Raw genomic sequence first — 14,887 nt, 5'->3', positions numbered from 1 at the left:
AGAAAAAGTATGAAATTTCAGAATGCAAAAATAAAAATGCTGGATCTCGATTTAAAGGGTTGCTTATACTTTAACCATCTTTCACAGTCGCAACGTATCGCTTTATTTTTTAAAACGATCAGCCGTCTGGGCGATGGGCCATTCTGGTATGTGATGCTGTTGTCTGTCTGGGCCATGCAAGGCTGGGCATACCTTATACAGATTTTATACTTGGTCGCGGCGGGTTCGGTGGGTACCCTTATTTACAAGCTACTGAAAAATAAAACCACACGTCCGCGACCTTATCAGGTGCATCAGGTGATTGTACTGGGTGAGCGGCCACTCGATCATTTCAGTTTTCCTTCCGGTCACACCTTACATGCAGTCATGGTCACCATTACCTTGGGGTATATCCAGCCGCTGCTACTGATCCTGATGTTGCCGTTTACGATCTTGGTCGCATTGTCACGCATGATTCTGGGGCTACACTATCCTAGTGATGTCATTGTAGGGGCCATGATTGGCGCCTCGGTCGGCAGTGCCATCATTGTACTGGCACCTGGCTTGCATCTGGCCTTATAAGCATTTTCGCGATAATTTCACACCAGACACTATCCCTTAAATCAGCTGTTTTGTTAAAGTACGCTCAATTACATTATTGATTCAGGTGGTCACTATGGGCTTACGTTGGACAGATACGATTGATATTGCGATTGAACTCACTGAAGCACATCCGGACGTCGATCCACAGTGGATCCGTTTTACCGATTTGCATGCATGGGTCTGTGCGCTGCCAGATTTTAGTGATGATCCGGATAAGTCGACTGAGGGTTTGCTAGAAGCGATTCAAATGGCCTGGCTGGATGAAGTTCGGTAAAAATTCGTCAGAAATCACTGAACTTTTGCATAATACAAGCTGATTATTACCGATGACATCGGTATAATGCGGCAAATTTTTTTTAGTTTAGACCATAATAGGAGTCAATCATGGCGATTGAACGTACTTTATCTATCGTAAAACCAGATGCAGTTTCTAAAAACCACATTGGTGATATCTTTTCTCGTTTTGAAAAAGCGGGTTTAAAAATCGTTGCAACTAAAATGAAACACCTTTCTCAAGCTGACGCTGAAGGTTTCTATGCAGAGCACAAAGAACGCGGTTTCTTTGCTGACCTCGTTGCATTCATGACTTCTGGTCCAGTGGTTGTTTCTGTACTTGAAGGTGAAAACGCAGTTCTTGCTCACCGTGACATCCTGGGTGCAACAAACCCGAAAGAAGCGGCTCCAGGTACAATCCGTGCTGACTTCGCTGTAAGCATCGACGAAAACGCTGCTCACGGTTCTGACTCGGTTGCTTCTGCTGAGCGCGAAATCGCTTACTTCTTTGCTGATAACGAGATTTGCCCACGCACTCGTTAATCCAAAGTATTCAGGCCAGATAAGTGGTATACTACTTATCTGGTTTTTTATTTTTTATAGATTATATTGTGTGAATAATGCACAGTATTTCTTTGTGCTGATATTGTTTAGGTAAATATACATGAGTTCTGCAGTGGTCGTTTCATCAGAAAATTTGGATGAAAAACAACAGTCTGTTACTACGCCTGTCGTTCAAGCTGCCGATAATAAGGTCAATTTACTTGGCATGTCTCGCGCAGAGCTGGAAAAATTCTTTGAAGATCTGGGCGAAAAAAAGTTTCGTGCCGGTCAGGTCATGAAATGGATTCATCAATATTTTGTGACAGATTTTGCCGAAATGACCAACATCTCGGGAAAATTACGTGAAAAACTAGAAAAAATCTGTGAAATTAAAGCACCTGAAGTGGTGCATCGTAACTATTCCAAAGATGGTACCCGCAAGTGGGTATTCCGTGTTGGCGAGGGTGATGGCTCTCTGGTCGAAACGGTACTGATTCCGGCAGACGATAAAACCGGTGCGCGTAAGACCCTGTGTATTTCTTCACAAGTAGGCTGTGCACTCGATTGTTCATTCTGTTCGACCGGCAAACAGGGGTTCCAGCGTGACCTGACGCCGGCCGAGATTATTGGCCAGTTATGGATGGCCAACTACTCCTATATGGAAGATGTACCGGTAGCCGAGCGTGAGCGTACCGTCACCAATGTCGTGATGATGGGAATGGGTGAGCCCTTACTCAACTACGATGCGGTGTTGAGCTCGATGCACCTGATGCTGGATGACTTTGCCTATGGCATGTCGAAACGTCGTGTGACCCTGTCGACATCTGGGGTGGTGCCGAAGATTGACCAGCTGGCACAGGATATTGATGTTGCCTTGGCAATTTCGCTGCATGCGCCAAATGACGAGCTGCGTAATGAACTGGTGCCAATCAATAAAAAATATCCGTTACAGCAGCTGATTGCGGCTTGCCAGCGTTATTTGGCCAAAGATGGCAATGAAAGTGCACGCCGTCATGTCACCATTGAATATGTCATGCTGGAAGGGGTCAATGACCAGCCTGAACATGCCCAGCAGTTGTTAAAGTTACTGAAAAACTTACCAAGTAAAATCAATCTGATTCCATTTAATCCGTTCCCGCACGCGCCTTATGGCCGTTCGAGCCGTAACCGTATTATTGCCTTCCAAAAAACTTTGTCGGATGCCGGTTTTGTGTGTACGATTCGTCAGACACGTGGTGATGATATCGATGCGGCGTGTGGTCAACTGGTAGGACAGGTTGCTGACCGTACCCGTCGTGCCGAACAGTGGAAAAAGAAAGTGGCGCAGCGACAAGAAATATTGCGCACACAAGGATAAAACCTGGGGAAAAGCGTTGAATACAACTCGAACAAAAACGATTATAGCGACAGCTGTTGTGTTTACTTTAACTGGCTTAACTGCTTGCCAGACGCCATCGACAACATTAAAAAAAGATCCGGAAAAAGCGGTACAGGTGCGTACGCAGCTGGCAGCAGAATATATTCGTACACGTGACCTGGATTCAGCCAAGCGTTCACTTGATCAGGCATTAAAACTTGATTCGCGTGATGCCAATGCCAATATGATGATGGGCATCCTGCTGCAACAGGAAGGTAGCCCTGTCAACATGCAGAAGGCCGAAGCCTATTTCAAGCGGGCCATTTCAGCCGAACCGGATAATGCCCAGGCCCGTAATAATTACGGTACATATTTGTACCAGCAGCAACGCTATAATGAGGCCATTGAGCAGTTTACCCGTGCGGGTGCAACTCTGGGCTATGACCAGCGTTTTCAGTCGCTGGAAAATCTGGGGCGAATCTATTTAAAGCTCGGCGATGTGGCGAATGCCGAAAAATCATTCAAACAGGCGCTACAAGCGAATCGAAACGCAACAATTTCAATGTTAGAGTTGGCGGAAATTTTCTATTTGCAACAAAATAATAGAGATGCATCGCAACTATATGAACAATATGTTCGTAATGTAGGTCAGAAAAACCAGGGTGCCCGCGCGCTTTGGATTGGTTTACGCATTGCTCGGGCAAATGCGGACCAGTTAGGAATGCAAGTGTTAGTCAATCAATTACGCGCTTTATTTCCTGATAGTCCAGAATATCAACGTTATTTGCAATTACAGTACAGTACTGAGGCCGTATGGAAATAAATCCAAATTCACATCAGCCAACTGGCTCAACCTCGCCATCGTCTGCGTTAGGAAATATTCAACGACCTGGTGAGTATTTGCGTCAAATTCGTATTGCACAAAAGAAAGAAATTGAAGAGATTGCAAACGTATTGAACATGCCGGTCAAGACCTTGACGGCATTAGAGCAGGATGACTACAAGTCATTGCCAGAAGCGACTTTCATCAAGGGTTATTACCGTGCCTATGCCAAGCATTTAAATGCAGACGCCAGTGCGATTATCCAGCGTTTTGATGAAATCTATGTCAATGATACCGGACTGAAAGCCAGCCATGCCTTGAATAACTCCCCAATCAAGATCATGGGTAAGCTGTCTGGTTCAAAAAGTGTGCGTAACCGGATCTGGTTAAAGCGCGCAGCCATTGTGGCTGTGGTTGCACTGTTGGCATGGCTGGCCGTGATGGCGGTACAGAACTGGACATCAAGTCATAAAGATGATGACGATGTACCAAAGATCAAGAATTCTGATGTTCAGATTCTGCCAATGGGCAATACCAGTGCCGCAACATCTGGTGACCAATTGGTGCTGAACTTTAACCGTCCGACCTCTGTGCATATTGTTGACGCAACAGGTAAAGTATTGGCAACAGGCCGTCAGGCATCTACATTGACTTTAAGTGGTGAGTCACCATTTCAGATCCGTTTAGATGATGCAACTGCGGTATCCCTGACCCTGAATCAGGAACAGATTTCATTGTCTCCATATACAGTCAATGGAAAAGCAGAATTCCGTTTGTCTCGTTAATGACAAAGAGTAGAGCTATACGATGATTGTGAACCCCATTAAGCGCCGTCCAACACGTAAGATCCGTGTCGGTTCGGTGTATGTCGGTGGTGATGCCCCGATTAGTGTTCAAAGTATGACAAATACTGAAACATGTGATGTCGATGCCACTGTGGCGCAAATCCAGCGCTGTGTAGATGCTGGTGCAGACATCATGCGTGTTTCAGTTCCGTCAATGGAAGCAGCAGAAGCCTTTGGTGCCATTCGTAAGCGTGTTTCCGTACCTTTGGTGGCCGATATCCATTTTGATCATCGTATTGCTCTGGCTGTTGCAGATTACGGTGCTGACTGTTTGCGTATTAACCCGGGCAACATCGGTTCGGATCAGAAGGTCCGTGAAGTGGTTGCTGCAGCCAAACATCATGGCATTTCAATCCGGATTGGTGTAAATGCCGGCTCACTGGAAAAAGACTTGCAAGTGAAATATGGCGAGCCGACAGGGCAGGCCTTGCTTGAGTCAGCGATGCGTCATATCGATATTCTGGATCGGCTCGATTTTCATGAGTTCAAGGTCAGTGTGAAAGCCTCGAATGTGTTCCTGACCATGGATGCTTATCGCCTGTTGTCCCAGCAGATTGACAATCCGTTGCATCTGGGCGTGACAGAGGCCGGTATCTATCGCACCGGTACGGTAAAATCGGCGATTGCGCTGGGCGGATTGCTGATGGAAGGGATTGGCGATACCATGCGTATTTCACTTGCGGCCGAGCCGGAAGATGAAATCAAAATCGGTTTTGACATTTTAAAATCGTTGAGCCTGCGCTCAAACGGGATTAACTTTATTGCTTGTCCAAGCTGCTCACGTCAGGAATTCAATGTGATTCAGGTGATGCAGGCGCTGGAAGAGCGTTTGGAAGATATCCGTACCCCGATGGACGTGTCTGTCATCGGGTGTAAAGTGAATGGTCCGGGTGAAGCAAAAGAAGCGGATATCGGGATTGTGGGGGCTTCTCCTCGTTCACTGGTCTATCGTAATGGCGAAAAGAGCCATTTAATTGACACCAATCAGCTGGTTGATGAAATTGAAACAATGGTTCGTCAACGTGTTCAAGAGCTTGAAGAAGCAAAATCTAAAGAAATTATCCGTAGTTCATCATGAGTTCAATTGTCGCTATCAAAGGTTTTAATGACATCCTTCCAACGCAAACTGCCGCTTGGAGAAGTCTGGAACAACAACTTGCATCCCTAATGGATGCCTATGGTTATCAACAGATCCGTTTACCGGTGGTTGAGCAAACCGGTTTATTCAAACGTGCTATTGGCGATGCCACCGATATTGTTGAAAAAGAAATGTATACCTTTTTTGACAAGGGCAATCCGCCAGAGTCACTCACGCTACGTCCGGAAGGAACAGCAGGTTGTGTGCGTGCCTTGCTTGAGCATAACCTGCTACGTGGTGCAACACCGCGTGTCTGGTATATGGGGCCGATGTTCCGTTATGAAAAGCCGCAAAAGGGCCGTTACCGCCAGTTCCACCAGTTTGGTGTGGAAACCTTTGGTGTGGCAACGCCTGATATCGATGCAGAGTTAATTCTTCTCACGGCCCGTTTATGGAAACGTATGGGCGTTGCAGACAAGGTTCAACTTGAATTGAATACCTTGGGCGAAACCGATGAGCGTGCAGAATACCGCGCGGCACTGGTTGAGTTCCTGACCCAGCATAAAGATGCCCTGGATGAGGATTCGCAACGCCGTTTAAGCACCAATCCATTGCGTATTCTGGACTCTAAAATTGAATCGACCCAAAAGATTCTGGAAAATGCGCCAAAGCTGCATGATTTCTTGAAAGAAGATTCAATCAACCATTTCAATCAGTTACAACAATACCTGACTGATGCGGGTATTGAGTTCGTGATTAACCAGAAGCTGGTTCGTGGTCTGGATTACTACAACAAGACGGTATTTGAGTGGACCACCACCATGCTGGGTTCGCAAGGTACGGTGTGTGCCGGTGGTCGCTATGACGGACTGGTGGGACAGTTAAAAGGTAAGGCAGACCAGTCTGTGCCTGCGGTTGGCTTTGCAATGGGTATGGAACGGTTATTGCTGTTACTTGAGCAGGTTCAGCAAGAACAAACTGTACGTGACTGTGAAGTGTTTCTGGTTGCCGAACCGGCATATCAGGCCAAAGCCCTGGTACTGGCAGAACAGGTGCGTGACCAGCTGGAAGCGGCCAATAGTCCGGTTCGCTTAAAAACCGGTTCGCAAGGCAGCATGAAAAGCCAGATGAAAAAGGCCGACCAGTCAGGTGCGGTTCTTGCGGTCATTCTGGGTGAGCGCGAGTGGGAGTCACAACAGCTTCTGGTCAAAGAACTTGCCACTGCTGAACAGTCACAGGTTGCCTTGGCTGACCTGACCCCGTTTTTGATTGAAAAATTTAAACAATAAATTGTAAAGTTTAGGAAAAGGACAATCACATGAGCTTAAGTGATGAAGAACAACTCGACCAGTTAAAGTCGTTTGCCAAAAAATATGGTTCTGCCATCATTAGCGGAATTCTCATTGCCCTGATTGCCTTTTTCGGATGGGAATACTGGCAAAAAAAGAATCTTGCTGAGTCCCAGAACCAGACTGCCAAGGTACAGAAGTTGATGGATGAGGCCAAAGCAGCCGCAGGTCAGCCCAATGCCTTGGCCGCTTTATCAGAAACTGCAGATAAGATTGTGAAGGAAGATCCGGATTCTGCACAGGCGATCCAGACACAATTTATCATGGCCAAGCTTGCCTATGACAAGCAGGACTATGCTGCTGCTGAAAAAGCCCTGAAGAAAGTTGAAAACTCGAAGCTGAAAGATGCGGGTTTGGTACAAATTGTAAAATTGCGTCTGGCTGATGCACAGCTGGCACAAAACAAGTTTGATGAAGCACTCAAAACCTTGTCGGGTGTGACAGAACCGGCGTTCAAGGCCACTGCTGACGAACTTCGTGGTGATATTTTTGTTGCGAAGAAAGACAATGAATCTGCCCGTAAGGCGTATCAGAGCGCGTGGGACAATTTGCTTGAGCGCAAACAGGAGCGTCAGCTTTTACAAATTAAACTCGAAAGTGTTGGCGTTTTAGTAGATGATCCTGAGTTTGAGCGCCCGATCTTAGATACCAAAGTGGATGAGTCTTAATGCAGAACAAACTAAAACTTCCTTTGGCAATTGCCATTGCTTCAGCTTTACTTGTTGGATGTTCGAGCAATAAAGTAAAAGAGGCTAAACCTAATCCATTGCCGAAAATTACACAAGAACAAAGCCTGAACCTGGTTTTTTCACAAAGCGTTTCATCTACCAATGCTGCTGAAGCGTTACGTTTACAGCTAGACACCGACAATGGCGTGATTTTTGCCATTGATCCGGATGGTCAGGTGTCTGCTTACAAAGGCAAGCAACGTCTCTGGAAAAGCAAGATTACCAAGCAAGAACTGACTGCTGGTGTCGAGGCGGGTGAAGGGGTTGTGGTCATTGGTAATCGTAAGGGACAGCTGTTTGCTCTGGATCAAGCCACGGGCGAGCAAAAGTGGACTGCAAAACTGTCTGGCGCAATTTTGTCGCCTTCCCTAATCCAGTCGGGTCGTGTGATTACCATTGCCAATGATGGCACCGTATTTGCGCATGATACCGTTACCGGCCAGCAAGTCTGGGCTTATAAGTTGCCAAATGTCCAGTTTAGTTTACGTGGCCAGCCGGCACCGGTCCGTCTGGATGAACGCACCGTACTGATTGGTACAGCCAATGCCTATGTATATGGTCTGGATATCATTAGCGGTGTTCCGCGCTTCCAGCGCCGTGTAGCAATTAGCGATGGCCGTTCCGATATTCAGCGTCTGATTGATGTGGTTGGTGATCCGGTTGTTGCCGGTCAATTCTTGGTCACTACCAGCTTTCAGGGGCAGGTCACTGTAACAGACCTTGCTTCACAGCGTGTGGTGTGGAGTGAGGATGCCAGCAGTACCAACAGTGCGGCAGTTGCTGAAGACAAGGTTTTTGTAACGACCACTGATGGCAAGCTCAATGCCTATAACCTGACTACAGGTGAACTGGTCTGGCAAAATGAAGAATTGCTTAACCGTCAGTTGAGTAATCCTGTTGTGCTGGGACAGAATCTGGTGGTGGGTGATCTGGATGGGGTACTTCACCTGATCAATCCGGCTTCTGGTAAACTGGTTGGCCGTGCCAAAACCAGCGGAGAAGTCCGTTCCTTACGTGTGATTGACAATCAGCTGTATGTCGCCACACGAAAAGGTGCATTAAGCATTTGGCAGAATCGATAATTTTACCTGCGCTTGTGGTAAAATAACCGGATTGGCAATTGCTAGACAAAACATATATCGGGGTATTTGATGATCAAAACCCCGAATTTTTATTTTATTTACTTGAGTTCGGTATCAGATTTTTAATCAAAGATGATACTCGAAAACGTCATCCGCAACTGTTTGAGGCAGGACAGCATTGATGAGATGCGGTTTGTTTATGGGTCCAGTGACTTGCTGATAGTGAAGCTTGTGCAGCCCTGGTTGCTCCTCATGCGGATGACAATGATTTTGCCTACTTATTCCGGAATGAAAATATAACGTTTCGCAAGGTAGGTCGAGCTGAAGGCTTATTCCCGAACAGGATGAAGACTCGGCAAGATCCCATTATGATCATTCATACCTCAAGGTTATTCTCTATATCAAGGTTAATCTATGAAACCCGTTATTGCGCTCATTGGTCGTCCAAATGTCGGAAAATCAACGCTATTTAACCAAATCACCAAAAGTCGTGATGCTTTGGTTGCTGACTTCGCTGGTTTAACTCGTGACCGCAAATATGGTGATGCGGTATATCAAAATAAATCGTTCATTGTTGTCGATACGGGTGGTATCGGTGAGAGTGAAGGTGGTATTGACTCTTACATGGCTGAGCAGTCGAAAACGGCTATCCATGAAGCAGACATTATCGTTTTTGTGGTAGATGCCCGTGCCGGCTTACTGGCCTCAGATGAACAAATTGCCCGTGAACTGCGTACATTAGGTAAGAAAGTTCATCTGGTTGCCAACAAGGTAGATGGTGTACATGCCGAGGCAGCCCTGGTTGAATTTTACAAGCTGGGTATGGGCGAACCGATGCAGGTTGCAGCCAGCCATGGCCGTGGCGTACAGCAAATGCTTGAAGAAGTGCTGGCCGAGGTGCCGGAAGATGAAAATCCGGACGAGCACAACAAAAATACCGGTTTGCGTCTCGCGATTATCGGTCGTCCAAACGTGGGTAAATCGACTTTGGTGAACCGTTTACTCGGGGAAGAGCGTGTGGTTGCCTTTGACCAGCCGGGGACTACCCGTGACTCGATCTACATTCCTTATGAGCGTGATGGTCGTCAATATACCCTGATTGACACAGCCGGGGTACGCCGTAAAGGTAAAGTGGATGAGATGATTGAGAAGTTCTCAATCGTTAAAACCTTGCAAGCCATGAAAGATGCGCATGTTGTTGTGGTGGTGGTTGATGCGCGTGAAGGGATTGTTGAGCAGGATTTGCATTTGATTGGCTATGCGCTTGAAGCCGGTCGTGCCATGGTGATTGCAATCAACAAATGGGACAACATGAGCGAGTACGACCGTAAGCAGTGCAAGCTTGATGTCGAGCGCCGCTTTGATTTTATTCCTTGGGCAAAAATTCACTTGATTTCGGCTTTACATGGAACCGGAGTGGGAGATTTATATCCGTCGATTCACCGTGCTTATGAATCTGCCAACCTGAAGGTTTCTCCTGCCAAGCTTACCCAGATTTTAAATGATGCCACTGAAGCGCATCAGCCGCCAATGATTGGTGGCCGCCGTATTAAAATGCGTTATGCGCATATGGGCGGACAAAATCCACCAACAATCGTGATTCATGGGAACAAGGTCGATAAGACACCAGCCGATTACCGCCGTTATCTGGAAAATGTCTTCCGTAAGGTTTATAAGCTTGAAGGAACCCCGGTAAAAATCGACTTTAAGACTTCGGAAAATCCATTTGAAGGCCGTAAATCGCAGGTGGATGAGCGTGTTGCCGCACGTAAACGCCGTTATATCCAGAAATTCAAAAAAGCTGAAAAGAAATTCAAGCGTTAAGCCGGTCTTGATGCCAGCAGCCCAAACTTTGCTTTGGGCTTTTTTATTGGTTGTGTCACCACGGTGGTGATGGTTGCTTGATGTAGCAGCAGCCAGCACTCTGCACCGTTTTTACGCTTTTTAAAGCTAAGTTGTTGAAATTTAATAAAACCTATTTTTTTGTTAAATTTCGTACCAGTGCTATAATGCCCAGCGCAAAAAACAGATCATTTTTTTCTCTATTTAAAACCTATTCAGGATTGTGCATTGCATGTTCAAGTTACATCTAAAGCAGCTTCAGCTGAGCTATATGCAGCCAAATTATGCTGCATTGGATGCGATTCCTGCGATGCAACGCCGGCGTCTGTCGCCATTGGCAAAATTGGCATTACATGGTGCATTGACGGCGCTGGACGGTCAGCATGTCGATTATATCGTATGGGCCTCCAGATATGGGGATGAGCAAAAAACACTGGATATTTTGCAGGATGTGTTAAAACAACAGCCTCCATCACCGACCCAATTCTCTACTTCGGTCCATAATGCCATCGCAGGGCTGTATTCGATCTTATGTCAGGATGCGACGCCTTCAACCAGCTTAAGTTGTGAATGGACAGAAGCGTTAATCGAGGCATATGCCGTATTAAAGACCCGTGCCGGTACTGCTCAGGTTCTGGTGGTGGCCTATGACCAGGCTTTACCATCTGTATACAATGACGCACAAGACTTTCCGGCATTTGTACTTGCTTCGGTTGTAAGCTTGGAGCAGCCTAATCTCGAGGTGCTCGAGCTATCGGGGAGTGCCAGCATGGAAGGTCTGGAGTTTTACCGGTTCTGGCAAGCAAGTGAAATGAATCAGTCTGCAAAGAGATGGAAAAAATGTTAGCGCTGAAGCAGCTTCAACAAAAAGCAAACTATTGCTGGCGTGTGGCGGCCACAGGATTAAGCTTTGCCAGTTTTGGTCTGGGGGGCGTGGCGATTGCGGCTGTCGTGGCTCCGGTTGTGCGGCTTAGCAGTAAAAATCCTGAAATACGTCAGCAACGCGCGCAACAGATTATCCGGTATAGCTTTAAAGGTTTTACTGAAATGATGGTCAAGCTGGGCATCATGACCTATTCGGTGGAAGGGCTGGATAAGCTCTACCACAGCCGACAGGAGCTGATTATTGCCAATCATCCGACCCTGATTGATGTGGTGATCATGATCGGGCTCATGCAGCAGGCCAATTGCGTGGTCAAGCAGTCACTCTGGTCAAATCCGTTTACGCGTGGGCCGGTGCGCAGTGCCGGCTATATTTTAAATGCAGGTTCGCAACAGTTTGTCGAAGATTGTGTAAGCCGCCTGAAAGAGCCGAATGCCGCTTCATTACTGATTTTTCCTGAAGGAACCCGAACTGAAAAAGGCTCTTGCCTGAATGAGTTTCAACGTGGGGCGGCCAATATTGCAATCCGCGCTCATGTTCCGGTTCGTCCTGTCCTGATCCGGTGCACGCCGTCTACCTTAACCAAAAATGAAAAATGGTATCATGTGCCGGCACAGCCTTTTCATATCGAGATCAAGGTACTTGATCACATTGAAGTCCACGATATTCTGGCAGATTCAGAAATTTCGCCTAAACAGGTACGTCAGCTGAATCAATATTTTTATCAAATTTTTAATAATGAGTTATCGAAAAATGAGCAATCTTGCTGATGAATTAAAGCAAATGATTATTGATGTTCTCGCTTTGGAGGATATTGGCATCAGTGATATTGAAACTGAAGCTCCTTTATTTGGTGAGGGTTTAGGGCTGGATTCAATCGATGCCCTGGAACTGGGTTTGGCATTGAAAAAACGCTATAACATTCATCTGAATGCAGAATCGGATGAAACCAGACAACATTTTAAATCCGTACAAAGCCTGGTGGCTTTGGTTGAAGCACAGCAAGCAGGTTAAGGGGTAGGACATGTTGACTCAAGAACAGGTGCTGGCAAAATTAAGAGAATGGATGCAGGATTTGTTTGAAATTGAACCGGACGATATCCAGCTTGATTCCAATTTATATGAAGATCTGGATGTAGACAGTATCGATGCAGTCGATCTGGTGGTCAAGATTAAGGAACTGACTGGCAAGCAGGTTAAACCGGAAGATTTTAAAGCGGTCAGAACAGTACAAGATGTTGTTACCGTGATTCAAAACATGACGGCTGAATGAAGCATCTGTTCAGAGGGGGATTGATCACATTTTTTGTGTTGTATCCCTTTATTGTCGGATGGAGCCTGTCATATGGACAGTTTTTCTGGGTCAGCATTTTACTGGTGATTTTGGGAATAGGCCGTTTCCTGAGTGCCAAAAAAGACCTGTTATTGCCGCTGACAGGCCTGGCCGTTATCTGTGGCGGGCTGAGCCTGATCTTAAAGGATCATGCCTGGCTCAAGCTGTATCCTGTTGGTATGAGTCTGGGGGCCTTGCTGATTTTTACCCTGACACTCTATCGGCCGCCGTCCATGATCGAGCGGTTTGCACGTCTGGTCGAGCCAGACTTGCCGGCATCCGGCGTGCGCTGGACACGGAAAGTGACCCGGATCTGGTGTGGCTTTTTTGCACTGAATGCCATGATTGCTCTGGCAACCGTATTTGCACCGATGAAATATTGGATTATTTATAATGGATTGCTGTCTTACCTGTTTATGGGAATATTATTGCTCGGTGAATATATTCTGCGAAAAAGACATCAACGTTTAAATCAAACCCCCTCTTAAAATATTATGCCTATCTCTTTTTATCGTACTGTTGATGCAGCAAAAGCCTTTTGCGTTACTTCTGACTTAAAAATAATCACGCATGCCGAGTTTTGGCAAGAAGTCGCTGAGCAGGCAGCCATCATCCGGCAATTCAGCCAGGAGAGCTGGGCACTGTGGGAACAAGATAGTTATCAGTTCCTGCTGTTATTTTTTGCAGGTTTACTGGCCAATAAAAAAATCATTTTACCGCCTCATCGTGTCCGTGATCTGGAACAGCAGTTTGCCCAACAGGATATTTATTTTCTCGGTCGTCAGCCGGTAGCTGGCACTGGGCATGACCAGCAGGGATTGCTCCGTAAAATACAACAGGAAGATTTCTTGAGTCGGGCTGAGGTTGTTTTCTTTACCTCGGGTTCAACCGGCGAACCGAAAAAGATCGAACGTACGCTAAAGCAACTGTTCAATGAAGTGGCCGGACTGGCCAAAAGCTTTCAAATCAGGCCTTCTAGTGTCGCGATCGCTACGGTCAGTCACCAGCATATTTATGGGCTATTATTCAAGCTGTTATTGCCATTGGCAACGGGACGGGCTTTTTTTAATGCGCAACTGGCTTTCCCGGAAGATGTTATTCAGGCTCAACAGCGTCTGGCCCAGCAGGGCTGGTCTAACTATGTGGTTTCCAGTCCGGCTTTGTTGAAACGCTGGACGCAGGAACTGGAGTTGCAGCAGTGTGACTTTATGTTTAGCTCGGGTGGCAAACTGGATGCAGGCATTCGGCCTTATCTGAATGTACCGATCGTGGAAGTGCTTGGAAGTTCGGAGACCGGGGGGATTGCACATCGTCACCAGGACGAGGCGGCGTGGACTGCTTTTGACAATGTCGAGATCCGGATTTCACCAAGCACCCAACTGATGGTACGAAGTGACCATGCCGGAGAATCTGGCTGGATCATCACTGGTGATGCTGCGGAGTGGGCTGATACGGATCATCAGCAATTCAGGCTTCTGGGAAGACTGGACCGCATTGTCAAACTGGAAGAAAAACGTCTGAGCCTGGATGCGATTGAACACAGTCTGAATGCCCTGCCTGAGATTGAGCAAAGTCACACGCTCTTGCTGGAGCACCAGAACCGGCAAATTCTGGCTGCTATAGTGGTGCTGGGTGCGAAGGCGCAGCAGCAGTTGCTTGAAGTGGGCAAAGCTGCATTTGTACAGCAGTTGAAACAGCAGTTACAGTTTAGCCTTGAAGCCATTGCCATTCCCCGGCAGTGGCGTTTTTTGAGCCAGATTCCCCAGAATACACAGTCTAAGCGGGATAAAAATTATCTCAAAACCTTATTCGGGCCGATGTTGCAACCTGTGGTCTTAACACAGTGGCAGCAGCAGGACGAGCAATATTTCAGTTTACAGTTTCCTGCTGAACTGACGTGCTTTAAAGGCCATTTCCCAGCCCGTCCGATTTATCCCGGGGTCGGGCAGATCAGTTTTATCCAGCAGTTTGCCCGAAATAGCTGGTCTGATTTAAATTGGTGTCAGGGGATTGAACAGCTCAAGTTTCAGAACCTGATTCGCCCTTATGCCGTGGTGCAATTAAAACTGACCCGTCAGCTACATAAAGTCAGCTTTGAAATGACGTCAGGACAACAGGTTCTGGCCTCCGGGCGTTTACTGTTTATGCTTGAGGGTGCCTAGGAGTACT

Annotated in this window: 17 protein-coding genes; all 17 read left to right on the top strand. The window is 46.8% G+C overall.

Annotation, left to right across the window (positions count from 1 at the left end; genetic code table 11):
• The first annotated feature begins 9 nt into the window (after window positions 1–9).
• A complete protein-coding gene (locus tag OC23_RS06390) occupies window positions 10–561 on the top strand; it encodes a phosphatase PAP2 family protein (protein ID WP_038343637.1) in 552 nt (183 codons plus the stop codon).
• A gap of 94 nt (window positions 562–655) precedes the next feature.
• Window positions 656–856 (top strand): Fe-S cluster assembly protein IscX, encoded by a 201-nt coding sequence (gene iscX, locus OC23_RS06385; protein WP_038343636.1) that lies wholly within the window; start codon window positions 656–658, stop codon window positions 854–856.
• A 110-nt stretch (window positions 857–966) separates the two neighbouring features.
• Window positions 967–1,398, top strand: a complete 432-nt coding sequence (ndk, locus tag OC23_RS06380; RefSeq protein WP_038343635.1) for a nucleoside-diphosphate kinase — start codon at window positions 967–969, stop codon at window positions 1,396–1,398.
• A 121-nt stretch (window positions 1,399–1,519) separates the two neighbouring features.
• Window positions 1,520–2,755 carry a 23S rRNA (adenine(2503)-C(2))-methyltransferase RlmN gene (rlmN, locus tag OC23_RS06375; protein ID WP_038343634.1) on the top strand — a complete coding sequence of 412 codons (1,236 nt, stop codon included), beginning with the start codon at window positions 1,520–1,522 and terminating at the stop codon, window positions 2,753–2,755.
• Window positions 2,756–2,771: 16 nt separating this feature from the next.
• The gene (gene pilW / locus OC23_RS06370; protein WP_038343632.1) at window positions 2,772–3,578 is read left to right on the top strand and encodes a type IV pilus biogenesis/stability protein PilW; all 807 of its coding nucleotides are present in this window, start codon (window positions 2,772–2,774) and stop codon (window positions 3,576–3,578) included.
• A complete protein-coding gene (locus OC23_RS06365; RefSeq protein WP_038343631.1) occupies window positions 3,569–4,363 on the top strand; it encodes a helix-turn-helix domain-containing protein in 795 nt (264 codons plus the stop codon). Before pilW ends, OC23_RS06365 begins: the two co-directional genes overlap by 10 nt.
• A 22-nt stretch (window positions 4,364–4,385) precedes the next feature.
• Window positions 4,386–5,501, top strand: coding sequence for a flavodoxin-dependent (E)-4-hydroxy-3-methylbut-2-enyl-diphosphate synthase (gene ispG, locus OC23_RS06360; protein ID WP_038343629.1), 1,116 nt, complete (start codon window positions 4,386–4,388; stop codon window positions 5,499–5,501).
• Window positions 5,498–6,790, top strand: coding sequence for a histidine--tRNA ligase (gene hisS, locus OC23_RS06355; protein ID WP_038343628.1), 1,293 nt, complete (start codon window positions 5,498–5,500; stop codon window positions 6,788–6,790). Before ispG ends, hisS begins: the two co-directional genes overlap by 4 nt.
• A 29-nt stretch (window positions 6,791–6,819) precedes the next feature.
• Window positions 6,820–7,518, top strand: a complete 699-nt coding sequence (locus tag OC23_RS06350; RefSeq protein WP_038343627.1) for a YfgM family protein — start codon at window positions 6,820–6,822, stop codon at window positions 7,516–7,518.
• Window positions 7,518–8,660: an outer membrane protein assembly factor BamB gene (bamB, locus tag OC23_RS06345; RefSeq protein WP_038343626.1), complete on the top strand. Its 1,143-nt coding sequence runs from the start codon at window positions 7,518–7,520 to the stop codon at window positions 8,658–8,660. Before OC23_RS06350 ends, bamB begins: the two co-directional genes overlap by 1 nt.
• 414 nt (window positions 8,661–9,074) lie before the next feature.
• The gene (der, locus tag OC23_RS06340) at window positions 9,075–10,484 is read left to right on the top strand and encodes a ribosome biogenesis GTPase Der (protein ID WP_038343625.1); all 1,410 of its coding nucleotides are present in this window, start codon (window positions 9,075–9,077) and stop codon (window positions 10,482–10,484) included.
• A gap of 250 nt (window positions 10,485–10,734) precedes the next feature.
• Entirely contained in the window at window positions 10,735–11,349 is a 615-nt protein-coding gene (locus OC23_RS06335; RefSeq protein ID WP_038343624.1) for a beta-ketoacyl synthase chain length factor, read from the top strand.
• Complete coding sequence (locus OC23_RS06330; RefSeq protein WP_152607804.1) at window positions 11,334–12,155, top strand: lysophospholipid acyltransferase family protein; 822 nt, start codon at window positions 11,334–11,336, stop codon at window positions 12,153–12,155. Before OC23_RS06335 ends, OC23_RS06330 begins: the two co-directional genes overlap by 16 nt.
• Complete coding sequence (locus OC23_RS06325) at window positions 12,139–12,399, top strand: phosphopantetheine-binding protein (RefSeq protein ID WP_038343623.1); 261 nt, start codon at window positions 12,139–12,141, stop codon at window positions 12,397–12,399. Before OC23_RS06330 ends, OC23_RS06325 begins: the two co-directional genes overlap by 17 nt.
• Window positions 12,400–12,409: 10 nt before the next feature.
• Complete coding sequence (locus OC23_RS06320) at window positions 12,410–12,658, top strand: acyl carrier protein (RefSeq protein ID WP_038343622.1); 249 nt, start codon at window positions 12,410–12,412, stop codon at window positions 12,656–12,658.
• A complete protein-coding gene (locus OC23_RS06315) occupies window positions 12,655–13,206 on the top strand; it encodes a septation protein IspZ (protein WP_038343621.1) in 552 nt (183 codons plus the stop codon). The genes OC23_RS06320 and OC23_RS06315 overlap by 4 nt, the downstream gene beginning before the upstream one ends.
• A gap of 6 nt (window positions 13,207–13,212) precedes the next feature.
• Window positions 13,213–14,880, top strand: coding sequence for an AMP-binding protein (locus OC23_RS06310; RefSeq protein ID WP_038343620.1), 1,668 nt, complete (start codon window positions 13,213–13,215; stop codon window positions 14,878–14,880).
• Window positions 14,881–14,887 lie beyond the last annotated feature (7 nt).

It is taken from the genome of Acinetobacter sp. A47 (genome assembly GCF_000805455.1).
In the GTDB taxonomy this organism is placed as follows: Bacteria; Pseudomonadota; Gammaproteobacteria; order Pseudomonadales; family Moraxellaceae; genus Acinetobacter.
Note: the sequence above shows the minus strand (reverse complement) of the source record. Positions and strands in the feature narration are given on the sequence as shown.

Bases quoted from the DNA above. Each gene is read 5' to 3' on its own strand.
- OC23_RS06390 (WP_038343637.1), top strand. From the start codon at position 10: ATGAAATTTCAGAATGCAAAAATAAAAATGCTGGATCTCGATTTAAAG.
- iscX (WP_038343636.1), top strand. From the start codon at position 656: ATGGGCTTACGTTGGACAGATACGATTGATATTGCGATTGAACTCACT.
- ndk (WP_038343635.1), top strand. From the start codon at position 967: ATGGCGATTGAACGTACTTTATCTATCGTAAAACCAGATGCAGTTTCT.
- rlmN (WP_038343634.1), top strand. From the start codon at position 1,520: ATGAGTTCTGCAGTGGTCGTTTCATCAGAAAATTTGGATGAAAAACAA.
- OC23_RS06365 (WP_038343631.1), top strand. From the start codon at position 3,569: ATGGAAATAAATCCAAATTCACATCAGCCAACTGGCTCAACCTCGCCA.
- ispG (WP_038343629.1), top strand. From the start codon at position 4,386: ATGATTGTGAACCCCATTAAGCGCCGTCCAACACGTAAGATCCGTGTC.
- hisS (WP_038343628.1), top strand. From the start codon at position 5,498: ATGAGTTCAATTGTCGCTATCAAAGGTTTTAATGACATCCTTCCAACG.
- OC23_RS06350 (WP_038343627.1), top strand. From the start codon at position 6,820: ATGAGCTTAAGTGATGAAGAACAACTCGACCAGTTAAAGTCGTTTGCC.
- bamB (WP_038343626.1), top strand. From the start codon at position 7,518: ATGCAGAACAAACTAAAACTTCCTTTGGCAATTGCCATTGCTTCAGCT.
- der (WP_038343625.1), top strand. From the start codon at position 9,075: ATGAAACCCGTTATTGCGCTCATTGGTCGTCCAAATGTCGGAAAATCA.
- OC23_RS06335 (WP_038343624.1), top strand. From the start codon at position 10,735: ATGTTCAAGTTACATCTAAAGCAGCTTCAGCTGAGCTATATGCAGCCA.
- OC23_RS06330 (WP_152607804.1), top strand. From the start codon at position 11,334: ATGGAAAAAATGTTAGCGCTGAAGCAGCTTCAACAAAAAGCAAACTAT.
- OC23_RS06325 (WP_038343623.1), top strand. From the start codon at position 12,139: ATGAGCAATCTTGCTGATGAATTAAAGCAAATGATTATTGATGTTCTC.
- OC23_RS06320 (WP_038343622.1), top strand. From the start codon at position 12,410: ATGTTGACTCAAGAACAGGTGCTGGCAAAATTAAGAGAATGGATGCAG.
- OC23_RS06315 (WP_038343621.1), top strand. From the start codon at position 12,655: ATGAAGCATCTGTTCAGAGGGGGATTGATCACATTTTTTGTGTTGTAT.
- OC23_RS06310 (WP_038343620.1), top strand. From the start codon at position 13,213: ATGCCTATCTCTTTTTATCGTACTGTTGATGCAGCAAAAGCCTTTTGC.